Source organism: Synechococcus sp. 65AY6A5, from assembly GCF_002760415.1.
Taxonomy (GTDB): domain Bacteria; phylum Cyanobacteriota; class Cyanobacteriia; order Thermostichales; family Thermostichaceae; genus Thermostichus.
In genome coordinates this window covers 1207750-1225708 of record NZ_AXUW01000001.1, presented here as the reverse complement: position 1 = coordinate 1225708, position 17959 = coordinate 1207750, and the positions used below count along the sequence as shown (strand labels likewise).

Sequence of the window (17959 nt, the reverse complement as noted above, 5' to 3'; positions counted from 1 at the left end):
GCCATCACTTCCTGCCGATGTTGTTCCAAAATGCCCACTCGCTTGGTGCCTGCTTTCTTAGGGGCTAAATCTTGAGTTTGTTGGTACTGTCGCACCCAGCGGTGTACTGTTCTTTTGGTAACCATGAAGCGTTTAGCTACCTGGCGGATGGAGGTGTTACCTGCCTGATAGGCTGCTACAACTCTTTGCCGCAAATCCAAAGAATGAGTCGGCATTCCTTTCTCTCCTTCCTCTTGAATACCTGTACCCTATTTTAAATTAAAAGGCTGTATCTACATTGGCGAGTCGGATCACTGACAAAATAAGCTTCTCTACCTGGCTCTGCTGGAGCTGGCCCGTCGGCGGGGCATGGCGGGCGGTACCATGGTGAGAGCCATTGCCAGCTTTGGCCACAACAGTCACATTCGCAGCAGCAACCTTCTCGAGCTTTACACAGATCTGCCCATTTTGGTAACGTTTATCGACACGCCGGAGAAAATCAAGGCCTTTCTGCCGGATGTCAAAAACCTGGTGCGCGACGGTCTAGTTACTTGCCACAGCGTCCAAGTATTCCATCACGCTCCTCAGCCCCAGCCATAGTCCCGATCCCCAGTTGGATTGCCCGTCCTCAGGAGCTGGCTATGTCCGATTCTGCTTGGCGCTTTATCTTCCTCCTCGGGATCGTCAGCCTCTGCGCTGACGCCACCTACGAGGGGGCCCGCAGCATCTCCGGAGCTTTTTTGGGATCCCTGGGGGCCAGCGGCACGGTGGTGGGGCTGGTGGCCGGCGGGGGAGAATTGTTGGCCTATGGGCTGCGCCTGGGCGTGGGCTACTGGAGCGACCGGCTCAGTAGGGATCCCTCTCGGCCCAGTCGAGGGCACTGGCAGCTCACCACCCTGGGCTATGTTGTCAACACGGCGGCGATCCCCGCTTTGGCCTGGGTGGACAGTTGGCCTTGGGCCGCTTTGCTTTTGCTGGCCGAGCGCCTGGGCAAAGGGATCCGCACCCCGCCGCGGGATGTGTTGCTCTCCCATGCGGCTCTGCAGGTGGGCCAGGGCATTGGGTTTGGCCTGCACGAGACCTTGGATCAAATCGGGGCGGTGGGGGGGCCGCTGCTGGTGGCAGGGATGGTTGCCGCCGGCTACGGGTTCCGGGGTGGATTCTTGGCCTTGGGGATCCCGGCGGCCCTGGGGCTGGGGGTGCTGGGGCTGGCCCGATGGCTCTATCCCACCCCGCGCGACTTTGAGCCGGAGCCGGAAACCGCTCCAGCACAAGGCTTTTCCAGGGTCTTTTGGCTCTATCTCATAGCAGCGGCCTGTGTGGCCGTGGGGTTTGCCGACTTTCCCCTCATTGCTTTCCATCTGCAACGACAGTCGGGGAGCGAGGAGGCAGGGATCCCCTTGCTCTACGCCCTGGCCATGGGGGTGGATGCCTTGGCGGCCTTGGGCTGTGGCTGGCTGTTTGACCGCATCCGGCTGGGGAGCCTGCTGGGGGCGGTGGTCCTGTCTGCCGGTTTTGCGCCGCTGGCCTTTTCCGGCAGCTACGGGCTGGCGGTGGTGGGCATAGTGCTCTGGGGGATTGGCTTGGGGGCTCAGGAATCGGTCATGAAGGCGGCAGTAGCCGGCATGGTGGCTCCCCAGGCGAGGGGCTTTGCCTTTGGGCTGTTTACCAGCCTCTACGGCCTGGCCTGGTTTTTGGGCAGCGCCCTGATGGGGGTGCTCTACGATCTCTTCCTCCCAGCTTTGGTCATCTTCTCAGTAGCCGCTCAAGCCGTGGGGGCAGCTATCCTATGGATCCTAATCCTGGGGGAACAGGCTGGGGCCGGGCGATGAAAAAGCCCTGCACCAGGTCCACCCCGTGGTCGCGCACCCACTGCAGCTCCTCTGCCGTCTCGATCCCTTCGGCCAGGGTGACGATCCCCAGCTCTTGGGCCAGCTCCAGCACCTTTTGGGCAATCACCGCCTTGTAGGGATCCCCATCTACGCCGCGAATGAGCTCCCTATCCAGCTTGATGACATCTGGCTGCAACCGGTGCAACAGGTTTAGGGATCCGTAGCCGGCGCCCAGGTCATCCAGCGCCACCCGAAAGCCCGCCTGCCGGTAAAACCGCAAAATCCGCTGCAAATGATCCAAATCGGGGCTGCGGTCGGATTCATTGACCTCAAACACCACCCGTTCTGGCGGGATCCCGGCGCGGCTGATGGCCCAGACAGTAGAGCGCAGGCAAAAGGCTGGGTCGTAAATGGCCGTGGGGCTGAAGTTGATGAACAGATCCCCCTCGAGGCGGTGCTGGGTGGCGGCAGCAATGGCCGTGCGGCGGGCAGCCAAGTCCAGGTGATAGAGCAACCCGGCTTCGCGGGCCGTGGCAAAAAGCAAGTCCGGGCCAATGACCTTGCCCTCTCTGTCCAACCCCCGCACCAGCGCTTCGTGGCCCACCACCCAAGCGGGATCCCGCGCCCGGACAATGGGCTGGAAATAGGTGGTGAGGCGGTTTTCCTTCAACAATTCCAACAACAGCTCGGCTTGGGTGCGGTGGAACAACTGCAGCAACGACTCCACCCGGGCGCAATCTTGCCAGCAGGGATCCCTATCCCCAGGCAAAAACAAGGCGCGGCTGGCCTGCATCTCTTCTTGGGAGAGAACCTCGGCCATTGTCTCCAGGGTCTTCTTGAGGGCCCCCTGGGCAATGGCAACAACTAGGCCAAGGTCTTCCAAAAGTTGAACGGGAACCTCTGTCTTGGCCTCCAGGGCCTGCCAGATTTTCCGGTGGGTATGAGGAGTGGGCAGCCAGAGAAACAAACGCCCTGCCTCCTGCAAAAAGGTGGGCAGAGCTGGGCAGTCAAGACAAGACATGGGGGCTTAGGGAGTAGCCATGCAGGCCCACCGAGGTTACCTATCTTACTTAGCAGTATGTCCCGCCTTCCCGAAAAAAGAAGCCAATCTTACGGAAAGCAAACTGGGAATCCCCAGCGTCAGGACAGGATCCCAATCACAACTCGGCCCCGTTCGCGTTCCGGCCAGCCTTAGAATTGATCCTTCATACCCCGCAGCCGGGCAAAAACCCGCACCGGATCTTGAGCGCCCGTAGCCGCCCGCAAAGCCGGCTGATCCCAGCGCAAAAAAGGATTGGTGCGGCGCTCTTCGCCGATGGTGCTGGGGACAGTTGGGGATCCCGCCTGGCGCAGGGCCACCACCTGTTGGTAGCGCGCCTGCAAGTCGGGGTTGTCCCCATCCACCGTCAGGGCAAACTTGAGATTGTTCAAGGTGTATTCGTGGGCACACCAGACCCGCGTGGCTTCCGGCAACTGCCGCAGTTGATCCAGGGATCCCAGCATCTGCTCCGGGGTGCCCTCAAAGAGGCGCCCGCATCCCCCGGCAAACAGGGTATCGCCGCAGAAGAGATCCCCGCTTTCGGGAAAGTAGTAGGCAACATGTCCCCGCGTATGGCCGGGCACAAACAGCACCTTCGCCTGCCGGCCCGCAAATGCCACCGTCTCTCCCGCCTGCAGCTCCACCGTCTGGCCCGGGATCCGTCCCCGATCCGCCTGGCTGCCGTAGACGACGGCACGGGGGTAGCGGGCCAAAAGTTGCAGGTTGCCCCCCACATGGTCGTGGTGGTGGTGGGTGTTGAAGATGGCCACCAGCTCCGCCCCTAGCTCAGCCAGTTTATCCAGCACCGGCTCGGCCACTGTCGGATCCACCACCGCTGCCGTGGCCGTCTCGGGATCGTGCAGCAGATAGATGTAGTTGTCGCGCAGGGCAGGCAGTTGCAGAATGCGCATAGCCGGCTAGTCCTCAAAAATGGCCTGCTCTACATCCTGGCGGCTTAGCGAATAGGGAAAAGACAGAGTTTTGGTGTTGCCATCAGGATAGGTATAGCGCACCCAAATGCTGGTCTCCTCCAGGCGCAGGCAGGCTTTCCAGCCGGGCCGCTCGCAAAACCACTGCTCCACATCCTGCGGGTCACGGGTGCAGCCCTGATCCTCCAGCCAGCGTTCGATGGCGTGGAGCGGGTGATTGTAGAGAGGCGTAGTTGCAGGAGGCAAAGGCATGGCGAGATGGCGCGCAGAGAAGCCGTCGAACAAAACAAAAGTTAACAACCTATTCCATTCAAGCACCTTATCAATGGGAAGCCCTGAGCGCTTTGTCTTAACCTCATCCACAAGCAACCGGAGTTGGTCAGCCCACCCCACCCTCCCGTAGCCAGGCCAAAGCAACCGCCAACACCAAACACGCCACGAAGGTGGAGCCCATCAGCAGCAGGGCGCAGAGCTCGCCCGCCGAGAGAGGCCGGGTTTCCATGCGCAGCTCCAGAGAATCAGCACCGGGGGATCCCATGTTGGCCGTCACCGCCCGCAGGCTGGCATCGTAGATGGCCCGTTTTGCCGGGTTGCTGAGGACAAGGTAGGCTTCCTGGAGTTCTTGGAAGCAACGAATCGCCACCTCTGGCGCCAGAGGAGAAGTGTCGGGATGGTAGCGTTTGCTCAACTGCCGGTAGGCCCGCCGAATGTCCTCAGGAGAGGCCCCTGGAGACAAGCCCAGCCGCTGGTAGTAGGTAAGAGAGGTCAACGAGCGCATGCAAGTCGCTGAACAGCCAAGACTGGGAGGTAGCAGAACAGCTCTCAAGAGAGCCTGACCCCAATGTAAACCACTCTTCCGGCTATGGGGATCCCTATTCTTCTCCCTCCTCTTCTTCCGACTTGGCTTTGGGGTAGTAGAAGCCGGTGTTGCGACCGCTGAGGATGGCGCGCCCAATGGTCATCGCCCGCTGGGCCTGAAGCTTGGCTTTGCCCAGCCAAACCGCATACCGCCTGCGACTGCGGGCTTTGGAGGTTTTCTTCTTAGGAACAGGCATAGCTTGTACAAAAACACAGCTTTACTAGGCTAACACTGAGTTTGCACGCTCGATCCCAATCTAAACCCGGCCCAATAAAGCGGGTCAAGCTTTTTCCGGCAACTCACAAAGGGCGAGCATCTCTGCTCAGTCTTAACTGTTGAGATCTGTCAACTCCTCTGTGCCAACCTTCTCAATCCCTTCTCCCAATGGCCTTGGAATCGGTAGAGTATAGGACATCTTCTGGGAACAGGCGCCCAGGTGATGCCGGTCACCGCCCCGCTTTTGGGTGCAAGCTGAGAATGGACTGTGGCCACCTCTTCGATCTAGGAGATCGCTCAACCATGCGCAGCCTCTCTTCCATTCTGCTGTTCGGGATCCCGCTGCTGAGCTTGGGTTGGATGGGGATCCCGGTGGCTGCCCAATCCACCAATCCGGAGCTGTGCCAGAAGTTTCCCCAAGACCTTCGCTGCAATCTCTCTGCCCCCAGCCAGGTAGGACAAGCGCCTCAACCCACCACTCGCCCGCGCGTTGCGGTTTTGGATTTTGATTTCAGCAGCCTCAGCAATTCCTAAAGCCTGCGCGAGGCATCCCGGGGGGTGAGCGATCTGCTGGTGGATCGGCTGGTGAGAGATGGCACCTTTTCGGTTATCGAGCCCTCGCGGCTGGACGCGATCTTGGCCGAGCAGAACTTGGGGCTATCGGGGCGCTTAGATGCCAACACCGCCGCTCAGGTGGGCCGGATCCTCGGGGTCGATGCTGTGATCCTCGGCAGTGTTACCCAGTTCGATGTGTCGGTGCGCCGTTCTGGGGGTGAGGCGCGGGTCTTGACCCCCTTCGGCAGCTTCCCGCTGGCGGTGGGGGCCGAGGTGGTGGATGCTGATGCCAACGTGCAGCTCAATGCCCGCCTGGTGAGCACCAGCACGGCGGAGATCTTGGCCGTGGTCGAGGGCCGGGGCAACGTCAGCCAGTCGGATAGCACCGTCACGGTTGCCGACTTTGGCGGGGGATCGGCCACCAGCAACGAAGAAAAGCTGCTGGTTTTGGCCAGCCAACAGGCGGTGGAGCAAATTGCCCAGCAGTTGGCCGGTTTTGCCAGTCGCTTAGCGGCCCAGCCCCGCTCTTTGCCGACCGTCGATGCCTTGGTGGCGGATGTCTATGGTAACCAGGTGATCTTGACTTGAACAAGGGCAGCAGCGACGGCTACCGCGTGGGATTGATCCTGTCTGTGGAGCGCGTCGTTCGCGAGGTTAAAGATCCAGCCACGGGGGCAGTCCTGCGCAAATTGACTGAGCCCGCTGGCCAGATCCAACTGACAGAGGTGGATCAGGGATCCAGTGTGGGCCGCATTCTCAGCAGCTCTGGCTTTAAGGTGGGGGATGTGGCCAAACCTATTCAATAAAGCTTCAAGACTTTCAAGATCCCTTCCCTTTGAACCGCAGGTCTACCCGGCGGTGGAGCGGAGGATGTTTTGGAGCTGGCCGGCTGCCGGGATCGAAGCTGGCGCCCGCGGTTGCCGCGACTACCCCTGTCGCATGGACAGGATCCCTGCCTGGGCGGATTTTGGGAAGATAATGGTCTTAGCAAGGCCAGCATGGAACCTGGAACCGCCACCGTCACATTAAGCAGTTTGGCAGGGGGAGAAGATGAAGGCTTTTGTTGCAGGGGCTACAGGAGAAACAGGGCGGCGCATTGTCCAAGAGTTGGTGGGCCGCGGCATCCCGGTACGAGCGCTGGTGCGCAGCCGCGAGTTGGCCGCTCGGGTTCTGCCCCCCGAAGCAGAAGTGGTGGTGGGAGATGTGCTGGATCCGGCCACGCTGGAAGCCGGCATGGAAGGATGCACGGTGGTGCTCTGCGCTACTGGCGCTAGGCCCAGTTGGGATCCCTTTCTGCCCTACCGAGTGGACTACCAAGGCACCAAGAACTTAGTGGATGTAGCCAAGGCCAAAGGGATCCAACACTTTGTTTTGATTTCTTCTCTGTGCGTGTCTCAGTTGTTCCATCCTCTCAACTTGTTTTGGCTGATCTTGGTGTGGAAAAAGCAAGCCGAAGAATACTTGCAAAAAAGCGGCCTCACCTACACCATCATTCGGCCAGGGGGCCTGAAAAACCAGGACAACGAAGATGGCATTGTCCTCTCCAAGGCCGATACCCTCTTTGAGGGCAGCGTCCCTCGCATCAAAGTTGCCCAGGTAGCTGTCGAAAGCTTGTTTCAACCGGCAGCGAAAAACCGCATCTTCGAGATCATCGCCAAGCCCGGCGTTCCCAACCGCGAGTGGAGCGACCTCTTTGCCCTGGCAAGCTAGGTTCTGTGCTGTTAGCCATCAAAGGGTGCCTTATCTGAAGAAAAGTAGCATGAGAACCTTCCCCTTAGGGCTGAGGGCGTTATAATCTCCCCAGCCCTAGCGGAGATCCCTGAGATGGCTGTGCAACTCTTGCCTCAGTGCGAAAACTTACGGGAGCACGTTGAAACGATTCTAAACCTCTGGCAGCAGGATCCCACCCTTTCAGGAAAGCAAGATACAACCCGAATTCAAGCTTCGCTGAGCAAGGCTATTTCCCCAACCTTTGAGATTGTCTTCGCCGGTGCTTTTAGCGCCGGCAAGTCGATGTTGATCAACGCTTTGCTAGAAAGGGAGCTTCTCTACAGCGCCGAAGGACACGCCACAGGGACAGAGTGCTACATTGGCTACGCAGAGCCAAATGCTGAGAGAGTGGTGCTCACTTTTCTCAGCGAGCAGGAAGTGCAAGAACAGATGACCGCCTTCTGCGCTTTCCTAAACTTGGCTCCGTCACTCAGCAGGCTGGAAGACACTGCACTGAATCCCCTGAAGGAGCGTGCTGAGGCTATTATTCAACAGGAGGGAGGTAAAAGCAAGTCAGAGCGGGCAAAGCAGGCGGATGCCCTCCGCTTGTTGATTACAGGTTTCCAGCAGAACCGGGACAAAATTCACCCTACCGAGAACAAAGTCTTCTCGATGGAGCAGCTCAACTTCGGCAACCTAAGAGAAGCTGCGGGTTTTGCCCGGCGCGGCGCCAATAGCGCAGTTTTGCGAAAGGTGGAATACTATTGCCACCACCCCTTGCTGGAAGATGGAAACGTTATTGTCGATACTCCTGGGATCGATGCTCCAGTCAAAGCGGATGCAGAGCGTACTTATCGAAAAATTGCCGATCCGGATACGTCCGCAGTTGTTTGCGTTCTCAAGTGTGCTGCAACGGGTGAGCTGACCAAGGAAGAGACAGAGCTTATTGAGCATATTCAAAGTAATGATAGCATCAGGGATCGGGTCTTCTATGTATTTAACCGGATTGACGAGACTTGGTACAACGCACAACTAAAGCAGAGACTAGAAAACATTATCGACCAGCAGTTTCGTCAACTCCGCGTATTTAAGACAAGCGGCCTTCTCGGCTTCTATGGTTCCCAGATCAAGGCAACTACCCCCGAGGATCGATTTGGACTGGATACGATTTTTTCAGAAAGCATCAAAGAATTGGGTGGTGAGGAAGAAACGCCCCAGTTTGTCAGCGAGTTTAATAAGTACTGCACGTCGGGTAGGCTAGTTGGATCCCCGTTCCGCCCTTCTGTACATGGGTACGACACACCCATAAATAACTACGTTCGGATTCTGAGGGAGTGGGGAAAACCTTTGATTGAGTATATGATTAAAGATAGCGGTATTGAAGACTTTCGGGCTGGGATCACTCGTTATTTAACGGAAGAAAAGCGGCCACAGCTATTTTCCGCGCTGGCCGATGATTTGCAACCTCTCTGCATCGAGATGAGGAAGTCCTATCTAGATCTCTACCGAGACATTGATAGCCAGCCCAAAGAGATTGACAGCATGATTTCCTATGAGCTGACGCTGATCAATCAGCAGCTAGCCAGTATTGGCCGAGAGTTTGACGAGCATATCCAGACAGTAGTCAATAAAGTTATTAACGGAGAAAACAAAGAATTTGAGAACGATTTCCGTAAATTGCAGGCTAGGATGGTACGGAGGCTAGATGAGCTTTTGGATACTTTTTCGTTGGACAATGTTTACAGTCAAGCCGTTCGCATTCGTCCCCGCAACTCCACAGCTCCATTCTTAGCTGTATTGGTCGAAGCCTTTTATTATTTGTCCAACCATCTAGAGGACATCCTGGTAGAATCAGCCAGCACGCTTGTAGAGAACTTCTTTCGTCGCCTTGTTGATGAAGTTCGCAGCTCGAGCTACTACAGGCAGTTGTTTCGCCTACTGGGATCCGATGGGGACTTGGAGAAAAAGCTTCTTTTGGTTAAGGAGGTAACTTTGAGTTCTCTTGTCAATGGTGCCCGAAAAGAGTGCGACCGCTACCTCAGAGAAAGTCCCCGCTTCTACGACGAAGGAACATTCTCGATCTACCAGTTTCGAGAAGTCCTAAAGCAAACCAGCCAATCTTATGACATCTCTGCTATTCGCGACGCAGAGCCTGGAATCCGACAATTACTTAAGCTTGACTTCGAGCCGAAAATTAACCAGACAGTGCGTTCTAGCTTCCGACAAGAGACCAACAACACTCTAAAAACTCAACTATTGCCGGTTGCCAAGCAAGTAGCCGATGAGATTTTGCAAAAGTACCCAGAAGCAAAGCAGTTCATGGAAGCAACTCTCAGAAAAGAGGCTGAAGAGAAAATTGCGCTTAACCAACAGCGGCTGAAAGAACTGGAGGCAAGCATAGACAAGTACAACCAAGCTGTTTCTGGGATCAACCTCTGCCTGCAGGCTTTGGGCCTCAATCGCGAGATGCTGCCCTTGATTACTCGTCCTGAGCCTTCCTCTGTTGGTGAGTCAGTTCAAATTTTGGCAAGTCTTCCTGAACAGCAAGTAGGTGACAGCAATGCAAGCAAAGCAGTCGCTCTTGGTCGTTCTACACCCATAGACGAGAGTTTTCCAGAGTTGGATAGCATCCTCGATGATCTGAGATAGAGCGGCTTGTCTTTGTTTTTGGCCTTTCACTTGATCCAGATAAAGTCATGGGATCCAAATCGATACCTCTGCAGCAGCACCCAGAAGGGATCCTCTCTGTAAGGGAGAAAACTTTCAAGGTTGCCAACTTGGTCAAAGCAGCCCAAGAGGACTTGACCAAGAAAGAAGAGCTGCATCGCTTGTTCATTGCGGCCTTGAGATCCTCAGGGATCCTGCCGCCGGAAGACTTGCTCAACATTGCCAGTAGCCTTCTTGCTCCCAAGCCAGAAGAAAAATTGTTGCAAGAAGCGAAGTGGTTTGGGCAGGGACTTGCTTGTCAGCTCTTGGTGCCAGGCAAGAAGGATTGGGAAAAAGGCAGAGTCAGATTGCGGATCATTGTAGAGTTTGAGCCAGAGGATACAGGCTCAGAGAGCAGCAGCGGATCCCCTCTGGATGACCTTCGCGAAAGTGAGAGCTAGCCTAAGCCAGAGAGACATAGAGGGGGTTGGGCAAGTGTCAAGTAATGATCAATCTCAGGAGTGCTTTGTTGAGCTAGATATTTTCCAAAATACTGTCATTGATATAGGAGGACGCCTAATCTACTCGCAAGAGTTTGCTCAGGTGTACTCAGAGATTGTTTATGAGAGTATCAGATCCTACTTATCCAGCAAACTTAGCGAAAAGGGAGTCTCGATTCTATGGAGCAACTTGAACGGAATAACTAACGTGAAAGGAATTCCTGCTAAACTCTTACGTCCTGGCTCACCGTGGATTGCTGGTAGAGTTAGGATGAGACTAGTGGTTGAGTTTGAGCCAGAAGAAACGGGATCAGGGAGCAGTAGATCGCCTTTGGATGACATTCGGGGAGATGTCAGTCAGTAAAGTCTGTGAGCAATAGGAGACAATGCTGTGGCCGATCCGATAGTTTTTAGGTCAGATGATAGGGAAACTGTCGTTGAAATTGGTGATCAAGTCTACCTTCCAAGTAGCTTGCATAGTGCAATTATTAATTACCTTCTTTCAGATACTTTCCGGACAAACGGTTACCTTCAATCAAGAAAGGTTTATGCGGACATTAGAATGCTCGTGGATGGAATAGAATCTAGAGTCTTACAGCCCAGAAAGTCGTGGATCTCTGGCAAGATATCAGTCAAAGTTTATCTCGAGTTTGTTCCTGATGACCCATATAGAGATTCTGGAGATAGCGCTCCCAGAAAACTAGAGGATTCTATACTGGATGATTTACGGGCTGTTCAAGTTGTCTCTATGTCTTGAGGTCGATAAGATGACAAAAACATCCATTAATCTTAGCCAACTGAGAGACGGAGTTATCACTTTTATCAACAAGAACAATAAGCAGAAAGTCTACATGATTTCCAAGCTTTGCGATTCTATCAATTCTTATTTCCTGAAGTTTGACCAAATGGGAAGAGGACTAGACAGTCACTTGAGTTCGTCTGAGATACAAACAGGTATTCCCTATGAAGATCAGGTTCATTTTTTCCATAAAGGAGTTCCATGCTCGATTCTTTCTCCTAAAACTAACGGTTGGCAGACCGGTAGAGTAAAAGTAAGAGTAGAAGTTACGATTGACTTTTATCCTGACAATCCTGAATTTCTGATAAAAGAACCCGACCAAGAGATATTAGAACCTCTAGATGAAAAGTCTCCACTGGATGATCTTCGCAGTATGGATGAATAACGATGAAAGAAAGAAAATCCGGCGAAAGGATTCTAATTCCAGCAGCCGTGCGGGAGTATGTTTTCCAAAGAGACGGCTTCCGTTGTCGCGGTTGCGGAAAGTCGCCCCCAGAGGTTCAGCTTCAGATCGATCACATCATCCCCATTGCCCAAGGGGGCAGTAACGATATCAGCAATCTGCAAACGTTGTGCAAAACCTGCAACCGACGCAAAAAGGATCGACGGGATCCCCGCTTTCGCCGCCACTTTGACTGGTAAGTTCTTAATCCTTTGCCCATTTTCTCTCTACAAAGCAGGAGAGCTTTCTGCCGCAAAAATAATGCTAGACAATAGGCGGGAAACTCAAAAACGGCATTCGGGTCAGGACTCCCGGCGCTGAGCCGACTTCAACTTCCAGCCCCTCGGCAGGATTGAATTTAGTGCGCACGTATCCCAATCCCAGGTACCCTTGCGAAGTCAAGCCCGCGCTGGTCAGTAAACCAATCTTTTCCCCCTGCCGCAAAATCTCTGTGCCGGGCTGAGCCTCTCCTTGAAGGCGGATCCCCCACAAAGTTTGCCGAATGCGCCGGTAGGTTACCTGCTTGGCCAAGACTTCCTGGCCAACGTAGCAACCTTTGTCAAGGGAAACAGCTCGCCACAGGCCGGCTTCTAGGGGGTTGTAGTCTGAGGTCAGCTCTCGGTCGGCGGCGGGGCGACCCGCTTCTAGGCGGAGGACTTCCCACAGCTCAGGTGGGGCCAGCTTGGCTCCGGCTTGGAGCAAGCATTCTTCAAGAGCGACTTTCTGGTCAATGGTGCCCCAGAGGGTAAACCCCGGCTGGGCAAGACCCGTGCCACAAGCCAGATGGACAGGGATCCCCTGGATCTCCACGGCGCAGTGCTCATGAGGCCCGGTCGGGATCCTTTCTGAGCCCACCACCTTCTCCAGGAGAGCCTGACTCTGGGAGCCGAGCAATCCAAAGCCAAAGGTCTGATCTGTCTCATCTTGCAACTGTGCTCCCCGCACCAAAGGCAGCATGCGCCCCAAACTCTGCATCAGCAGGCTGCGCCGCTGAGGTGAAGTCCAGATCCAGCAGTCTTCTTCTCCCACGTACACCGTTGCCAAATCCAGGATGCCGGCGGTGGGGGTCACGAAAACCGTGTCGGCCCCCTGCCCTGGCTTGAGGGCCTTCAGATTTTGGGTGCTTCGGTTGTGCAGATAGTCCAAGCCTGGGGATCCCTTCATGCGCAAACGGCCCCACCCGGAGCGGTCTAGAAGCAGGGATCCCGTCTGTGCAACGGGTTGGCCCTCTGTGGGAACAGCAGAAAGAAGAGACATCGCTCACCCCAGAGATGGGATTTGGTTTTCTTCTCTACCCTAGAATAGGCTAGTTCACCCTACCGTCTGTGGCAGATCCCCGGCGTACTGAACTGTGATTGAGGTTGAAGTCCACCAACAGTTGCGGCAGCTTTTGCGGCAGTCTCCCGAAGCCCTGTGGCCCCACCAGTTGACGATGGCTCGCATGGTGGCGCGAGGGTTGCGGTTGGGTCGCAGCACCTTGATCCAGGTGCCTGCTGGGGGTCAGCACCGCCTCAGTTATCTGCTGCCGGCCCTGATGTGGCCCAACCCCACCTTGCTCTGTGCCACAGCTCCTGTGCAGGCGCAAATTTTGGGGGAAGAGATCCCCTGGCTACAGCACACCCTGCAGTTGCATAAGCCCGTCCTGCAAAAAGACCGTTGGCCGGATCCCGATTTCCAGGGGTTGCTGTTGGTGGATCCCCTGGATTGGCTGCAAGCTCGCTTGAGAAAGGGATCCTCGCAAGTGCCGACAGGGATCCCTCTGATCCTGGATGGAGCCGAAGACCTGGAAGATTGGGCCTACCAGGCGCTAACGGTGACCCTGGAAGCCAGCCATTGGCAACAGCTCCGGCAAATCTTCCCTGCCGAGGCGGAGCAGCTCTCCCAGGTTCAGGTCAATTTGTCCCTTCAGCTTTTGCGGCGGCCTCTTTCCCGCTGTCTGCTTCATGCGGATGAACAGGTTCACCTGGATGCTGTGCTGTCTTTGGTGACAGGCTACCCCGGCTGGCTGCCGGATCCCTGGGATCAAATCCGCCGGCGGCTCAGCTCTGAGGGGGATCCCGCTTCCCGCTGGGTTTGGTGGGCGGAAACTGACCGCGAGACCGGTCGCCTCACCCTTTACCACAGCCCGGCGGCTCTACACGAGTGGCTGGCGCCCATCTGGGCCACTCAGCCGGTAGTGATCATCGGCGAGGCCCTGGACCTGGATCGGCAGGCGGAGGCCTATCGTTGGCGCCTGGGCTTGCCAGATCTGACGCCCTTGCGCTTCAGCTCAGGCGAGGATTGGATCCGTTCCGGCGGGGAGCCCTTGCCGAGCCTTTCCCTCTACTTGCCGCGGCTGCCCTTGCCCAACAGCCCCCTCTTCCGGGAGCACCTGTTGCAGGAGCTAAGGAGCCTGATCCCGCAGGTGCAGGGCTTTGTGGTGGTGCTGGTGTCGGATCAACCTCTGCAGGTACAGGTGGGGGCTGCTTTGGCTGCTGAATTTGGCTCGCGGGTGCGGGTAAACAGCCTATTTCCCGGAGAAAAGGGCATTTTGGTCTGCGACTGGCCCTACTGGCTGCAGCACAAGGCCAGCCTGCCCTGTCCGGAACTGCTGGCCATTGCCACCTTGCCCTTTCCCTCGATGGAGGATCCAAGGGTGGCCGGACGGGTGCAGTATCTGCAGCGCACCCAACAGGACTGGTTCCGCCAATACCTCTTGCCAGTGGCGGCCAGCCAATTGCAGCGGGCTGTTGCACCTCTGCGACAAGGCGCAGAAGCAGGTGAAGCCTCCGGCTTGCCCACCCGCTGGGTGGCGATTTTGGATAGCCGCATCGTTGCCCGCAGCTATGGCGTTGCCCTCCTCAATGCCTTGGGGCCAGCCCTGCGCATCCAGCAGCGCAGCCAATTGTTCGTTTAGGGATCCCCTTGCCCCCAGCCCCTCTCCCTCAGGGAGAGAGATAGGCAGATTTGTATCCTAGAGAGCTAAAGCCAACAGGGATCCGGGCTATCCTGAGTTCAGTCTGCTCTCAGCTTCCTCTTCAGAAACCATGACCAGTCCTGCTCTCAGCCCCGATACAGAACGGCGCGCCCAAGCGGTTTGGAAGCCGTTGCGCCAGGCCATCGTGGAAAGCTCGGGCTTCCGCGGATGGCTCCAAGGACGGGAACTGCCCAGCCAGGAGGCTGACCTGGATCGTCTGGTACATCGCTACCTGGAGCAAACCCTCTCTCACCTGGCCTACTAGGTTCCCCACAGCAGCAACCAGAAAGGTAGGGTCAGCAGGGCCGCCACGTAGCCTAGGGCCAAGGCTGTTGCTGTTAGCTCCCGATCCAAGTCGTATTCCTCTGCCAGCACCAGGGTGGCAATAGCAGGAGGCATGCCGGTCTGCAAGACCAGCACCAGCTTGGCCAAGGGGGGATAGGGGGTCAAGGCTAACCCCAGGCCCACCAAAAGGGGCAGGACAACAATTTTGATGAAGAGGGCCGCGGCGGCGGGGCGAAGGGATCCCCAGTGCGGCACCTGGGCTAGCCGTATGCCCAAAAGGATTAAGCTCAAGGGAATCGTGCTCCAGGCAAAGGCAGTCAGCCCTTGGGCCAGCCATTCTGGGAGAGGGGAGCGAGCGGTGGCCAGGCCGACAAAGAAAGCCCAGAGAGTGGGACTGCTTAGGACTCGGAGCATAGCCTGCCGGGGAGGGATGAAGGAAGCGCTGTAGCGGCTGCCCACCCAGACTCCCAGACCGTAGGCGGTCAAGAGGGTGCCCAACAGGTCGTAAAACAAAGCCCAGCCAAAGTAGGCGCTCCCGCCCACCGCCAGACAGATGGGGTAGCCCAAATAACCCGTATTTCCCAGGGTGGCTGTCAGGTAAAAGCTGCCTCGCCGGGCTCTGCTCCAAAGCCAGGGATCCCACTCTTTCTTCCCCTGCCAGGTGTGGTGCTGCCACTGCAGCCAGGCACTGGCCAGGGCATACCCTAGCCCTGTGGCCAGCCAGCAGACCAAAGGGGCCGCCCAGAGCTGGCCAGAGAGGTCCGCCGTCTGCATAAACCCAAGGGTGCCCAGGGGAACCCCCACCCAAAACATGAAGCGGCCCAGCGCTTGGGGATTTAGCCAATGGCGCCAGGGGGGAGGTAGCCCTCTCTGCAGGACAAACCCCAGCAGCGTCCAGCCCAGCAGGGGGAGGTAGACCTGAAAAAGAGTGGTGAGCACGCCTTCTAGAAGCCGAGGGGAAGGGATCCCTGCGGAGGGGTCTGCGGCTGTTCGCGCAGGGCAAAGATGCGCAGGATCACCTCCTCCACGACGCGGTCGGGGGTGGAGGCACCGGAGGTAATACCAATCTGCACTGGCCCGTCGGGCAGCCACCCTTCTGTAACGATTGGGTCTTGGTGGAGGGGCTTGTGGCGGATGCGGTTGGGCGGTTGGATGCAGTCGGGGCCGTCAATATGGTAAGAGGGCAGCCCTTTCGAGAGGGCAATTTCCTGCAGGTGGGTCGTATTGGAGGAATTGAACCCGCCAATGACCACCACGACATCCAAAGGCCGCTCCAGCAGCTCAAACATGGCGTCCTGCCGTTCTTGGGTGGCGTTGCAGATGGTGTTAAAGCTCATGAAGTGCTTGTCCAGCTCCTGGGGGCCATATTTGCGCAGCATGGTGGTCTCAAACAGCTTGGCAATGGCGCGCGTTTCCCCTTCCAGCATCGTGGTCTGGTTGGCGATGCCAATCCGCTCCAGATCCCGATCCGGATCGAAGCCGGGAGATGTGGCCTTGCCGAAGCGGCGCCGAAATTCTGCCGCATCTCCGCCCTGCAAAATGTAGCGGGCGACCCATTCTGCTTCTTCCAGGTTCAGCACCACCAGATATTTTTGGGCAAAGGAGCTGGTGGCCACGGTTTCTTCGTGGTTGTACTTGCCGTGGATCACAGAGGTGAATTGAGCCGCGCGGTGCTTGTCCACTTGGTTCCACACGCGGGAAACCCAGGGGCAGGTGGTATCGACAATCTCATTGCCCTGCGACCGAAAAAACGCCATTTCCGAGGCACTCGCCCCAAAAGCAGGCCAGATCACCACATCTTGGGGCCGGATCTGAGAGAAGTCCTTCTTGCCGTCTGGGCCTTTCTCCACAAAGCGGATCCCCATCTCCTGCAGGTGGCGGTTGACCAGGGGGTTGTGGATGATCTCGTTGGTGATCCAGATCTGGCGATCCGGAAAGCGGCGCCGCGCTTCGTAGGCATATTCCACCGCCCGTTCCACCCCCCAGCAGAAGCCAAAGGCCTTGGCCAGATGGATGGTGATATCCCCCTGCCGATAGCAGTAGGACTGGGCGCGGATCTGCTCCACCAGGGGGCTTTTGTAGGTGGTTTGCAGCTCCCGTTGGGCCTGATCCTTGTGCTCTTCAAACCCTTTGGCAAAGTAGTTGCTGGAGCTGCGCAGGGCCTTGCGCAGGGCGCGCGGATCCTGGGGGGAGCTAGCCGGGGAAGAGGGTTGGGAATGAGGCATGGTTGTCACTCGGGCTGTGCACCGCTAACAGCAAAGGGATCCTCTCTCAGCTTACGCCCTGTCTTGAGTGCGTGGGTCACTCCGGCGGCAGGACAGCCCACAAAAATCTGAAGGGATCCCAGACTCGATCGGCAAGAGCCAGGGCGGCTAAGGCAGCGGCTGATCTTGCCTTTCCAGTTGCTGCAGCCGTTCCTGGAGCTGACGGGCAGTCAGGGAGAAGCTGCGCCCCGGCCAAAGCAAAGAGCCCAGCCCCGCCGTCAACAGGCCCAGGCCGATGGCCACGGCGATGAGCAATCCCAAGGGCAGCTCCACCGAGCGCCAAATTAAAAAATGGACGGTCAGGGGGGTGGGGTTTTGTCCGGCCAGGACTGCCACTCCCAAAGCCAGCAGCAGTGTCAAGGCCAGGTTGAACAGCAGCAGCATGAGGGATCCCGTCGCAACAGTTCTATTCTGCCTTGCTGGCCGACGGAGCAGCCCAGGGCTGCACTGTGCCATCGGGCAGGATGGCGCCGCTCAGGTCAGCGCCCGTCAGCACTGCTCCGCCTATTTTTGCCCCGCTCAGGTCGGATCCCTGCAGTTGGGCGCGGGTTAGCTTGGCTTCCCAAAGGTAGGCCCCGTGCAAGTTGGCTTCCCGCAAATCGGCAAAGCTGAGATCGGCGCCGATCAAGTTGGCTTCCCAAAGGTTGGCCCCGCGCAGGTTGGCCCCCATCAGGTTGGCGGAGCTGAGATCGGCCCCCCGCAGATCGGCCTCCTGCAAGTTAATTCCACTCAGCTTGCCAAAGGAAAGGTTGGCCCCTCTCAGATTCGCCCCCTGCAGGGTGGCGCGCACCAGATCCACGCCCACCAGGTTGGATTCTTGAAAGTTGCGCTCGCCGGCGGCATATTCTGCCAGCAGCTCCTCTGCAGTGGTCACTCGGGGCATGGCCGCGTACCCCCAATTGCCGAGTTTATTTCAGCAACCCTTGATTGCCAAACGAGGTGCTAATG

22 protein-coding genes and 1 pseudogene are annotated in these 17959 nt (G+C 57.1%); 12 read left to right on the top strand and 11 right to left on the bottom strand.

Translation table 11 applies throughout. The features are described 5' to 3' along the window. Positions 1 to 215: helix-turn-helix domain-containing protein (locus SYN65AY6A5_RS05900; RefSeq protein WP_143597140.1), on the bottom strand; the 215-nt coding region annotated here is incomplete at its 3' end. 97 nt (positions 216 to 312) lie between these two features. Here SYN65AY6A5_RS05900 and SYN65AY6A5_RS05895 point away from each other — a divergent pair. Together SYN65AY6A5_RS05895 and SYN65AY6A5_RS05890 are read left to right on the top strand one after the other, a co-directional pair. Continuing rightward, positions 313 to 579, top strand: a pseudogene (locus SYN65AY6A5_RS05895) (DUF190 domain-containing protein); the annotation flags it as partial. A gap of 41 nt (positions 580 to 620) precedes the next feature. Then, positions 621 to 1811 carry an MFS transporter gene (locus tag SYN65AY6A5_RS05890; RefSeq protein WP_011429999.1) on the top strand — a complete coding sequence of 397 codons (1191 nt, stop codon included), beginning with the start codon at positions 621 to 623 and terminating at the stop codon, positions 1809 to 1811. Here SYN65AY6A5_RS05890 and SYN65AY6A5_RS05885 read toward each other — a convergent pair. From SYN65AY6A5_RS05885 to SYN65AY6A5_RS05865, 5 genes are all read right to left on the bottom strand, one after another. Next, entirely contained in the window at positions 1762 to 2832 is a 1071-nt protein-coding gene (locus tag SYN65AY6A5_RS05885) for an EAL domain-containing protein (protein WP_099812212.1), read from the bottom strand. The two genes, SYN65AY6A5_RS05890 and SYN65AY6A5_RS05885, sit on opposite strands and share 50 nt — an antisense overlap. 170 nt (positions 2833 to 3002) lie before the next feature. Beyond that, positions 3003 to 3761 (bottom strand): hydroxyacylglutathione hydrolase, encoded by a 759-nt coding sequence (gloB, locus tag SYN65AY6A5_RS05880; RefSeq protein ID WP_011430001.1) that lies wholly within the window; start codon positions 3759 to 3761, stop codon positions 3003 to 3005. A gap of 6 nt (positions 3762 to 3767) precedes the next feature. Beyond that, a complete protein-coding gene (locus tag SYN65AY6A5_RS05875) occupies positions 3768 to 4031 on the bottom strand; it encodes a DUF3143 domain-containing protein (RefSeq protein ID WP_041438969.1) in 264 nt (87 codons plus the stop codon). 127 nt (positions 4032 to 4158) lie between these two features. Beyond that, positions 4159 to 4557 carry a J domain-containing protein gene (locus tag SYN65AY6A5_RS05870; RefSeq protein WP_011430003.1) on the bottom strand — a complete coding sequence of 133 codons (399 nt, stop codon included), beginning with the start codon at positions 4555 to 4557 and terminating at the stop codon, positions 4159 to 4161. Between the two features lie 94 nt (positions 4558 to 4651). Next, a complete protein-coding gene (locus SYN65AY6A5_RS05865; protein WP_011430004.1) occupies positions 4652 to 4834 on the bottom strand; it encodes a 50S ribosomal protein L32 in 183 nt (60 codons plus the stop codon). Positions 4835 to 5157: 323 nt separating this feature from the next. Between SYN65AY6A5_RS05865 and SYN65AY6A5_RS14370 the strand changes: the two genes are divergently transcribed. The 8 genes from SYN65AY6A5_RS14370 (at position 5158) to SYN65AY6A5_RS05825 (ending at position 11706) form a co-directional block, all read left to right on the top strand. Then, positions 5158 to 5388: a hypothetical protein gene (locus SYN65AY6A5_RS14370; RefSeq protein ID WP_240527684.1), complete on the top strand. Its 231-nt coding sequence runs from the start codon at positions 5158 to 5160 to the stop codon at positions 5386 to 5388. 24 nt (positions 5389 to 5412) lie between these two features. Then, positions 5413 to 5997 (top strand): CsgG/HfaB family protein, encoded by a 585-nt coding sequence (locus tag SYN65AY6A5_RS14365; protein WP_240527683.1) that lies wholly within the window; start codon positions 5413 to 5415, stop codon positions 5995 to 5997. Then, the gene (locus tag SYN65AY6A5_RS14360; RefSeq protein ID WP_240527682.1) at positions 5994 to 6215 is read left to right on the top strand and encodes a hypothetical protein; all 222 of its coding nucleotides are present in this window, start codon (positions 5994 to 5996) and stop codon (positions 6213 to 6215) included. Before SYN65AY6A5_RS14365 ends, SYN65AY6A5_RS14360 begins: the two co-directional genes overlap by 4 nt. A gap of 244 nt (positions 6216 to 6459) precedes the next feature. Beyond that, a complete protein-coding gene (locus tag SYN65AY6A5_RS05855) occupies positions 6460 to 7119 on the top strand; it encodes an SDR family oxidoreductase (protein ID WP_099812211.1) in 660 nt (219 codons plus the stop codon). 114 nt (positions 7120 to 7233) lie between these two features. Then, positions 7234 to 9768, top strand: coding sequence for a dynamin-like GTPase family protein (locus SYN65AY6A5_RS05850; RefSeq protein WP_099884061.1), 2535 nt, complete (start codon positions 7234 to 7236; stop codon positions 9766 to 9768). A gap of 47 nt (positions 9769 to 9815) precedes the next feature. Continuing rightward, the gene (locus SYN65AY6A5_RS05845) at positions 9816 to 10226 is read left to right on the top strand and encodes a KGK domain-containing protein (RefSeq protein ID WP_011430011.1); all 411 of its coding nucleotides are present in this window, start codon (positions 9816 to 9818) and stop codon (positions 10224 to 10226) included. Positions 10227 to 10984: 758 nt separating this feature from the next. Further along, the gene (locus tag SYN65AY6A5_RS05830; protein WP_099884059.1) at positions 10985 to 11449 is read left to right on the top strand and encodes a KGK domain-containing protein; all 465 of its coding nucleotides are present in this window, start codon (positions 10985 to 10987) and stop codon (positions 11447 to 11449) included. 2 nt (positions 11450 to 11451) lie between these two features. Further along, entirely contained in the window at positions 11452 to 11706 is a 255-nt protein-coding gene (locus SYN65AY6A5_RS05825; protein ID WP_011430012.1) for an HNH endonuclease, read from the top strand. 64 nt (positions 11707 to 11770) lie between these two features. Here SYN65AY6A5_RS05825 and SYN65AY6A5_RS05820 read toward each other — a convergent pair whose 3' ends face one another. Further along, on the bottom strand, positions 11771 to 12763 hold the full coding sequence (locus SYN65AY6A5_RS05820) for a folate-binding protein YgfZ (protein WP_099884057.1): 993 nt from the start codon (positions 12761 to 12763) through the stop codon (positions 11771 to 11773). Between the two features lie 94 nt (positions 12764 to 12857). Between SYN65AY6A5_RS05820 and SYN65AY6A5_RS05815 the strand changes: the two genes are divergently transcribed. Both SYN65AY6A5_RS05815 and SYN65AY6A5_RS05810 read left to right on the top strand, forming a co-directional pair. Further along, complete coding sequence (locus SYN65AY6A5_RS05815; RefSeq protein ID WP_099884055.1) at positions 12858 to 14402, top strand: hypothetical protein; 1545 nt, start codon at positions 12858 to 12860, stop codon at positions 14400 to 14402. A 130-nt stretch (positions 14403 to 14532) separates the two neighbouring features. After that, complete coding sequence (locus SYN65AY6A5_RS05810) at positions 14533 to 14727, top strand: hypothetical protein (RefSeq protein WP_099812204.1); 195 nt, start codon at positions 14533 to 14535, stop codon at positions 14725 to 14727. Here the strand turns inward: SYN65AY6A5_RS05810 and SYN65AY6A5_RS05805 are convergent. From SYN65AY6A5_RS05805 to SYN65AY6A5_RS05790, 4 genes are all read right to left on the bottom strand, one after another. Further along, positions 14724 to 15686 (bottom strand): AEC family transporter, encoded by a 963-nt coding sequence (locus SYN65AY6A5_RS05805; RefSeq protein ID WP_099884053.1) that lies wholly within the window; start codon positions 15684 to 15686, stop codon positions 14724 to 14726. The genes SYN65AY6A5_RS05810 and SYN65AY6A5_RS05805 overlap by 4 nt on opposite strands. Before the next feature lie 5 nt (positions 15687 to 15691). Beyond that, a complete protein-coding gene (locus tag SYN65AY6A5_RS05800; protein ID WP_099884520.1) occupies positions 15692 to 16972 on the bottom strand; it encodes a 4-hydroxy-3-methylbut-2-enyl diphosphate reductase in 1281 nt (426 codons plus the stop codon). 147 nt (positions 16973 to 17119) lie between these two features. Further along, the gene (locus SYN65AY6A5_RS05795) at positions 17120 to 17395 is read right to left on the bottom strand and encodes a lipopolysaccharide assembly protein LapA domain-containing protein (protein ID WP_011430018.1); all 276 of its coding nucleotides are present in this window, start codon (positions 17393 to 17395) and stop codon (positions 17120 to 17122) included. Positions 17396 to 17417: 22 nt separating this feature from the next. Further along, positions 17418 to 17894, bottom strand: a complete 477-nt coding sequence (locus SYN65AY6A5_RS05790) for a pentapeptide repeat-containing protein (RefSeq protein WP_011430019.1) — start codon at positions 17892 to 17894, stop codon at positions 17418 to 17420. Between the last annotated feature and the right edge of the window lie 65 nt (positions 17895 to 17959).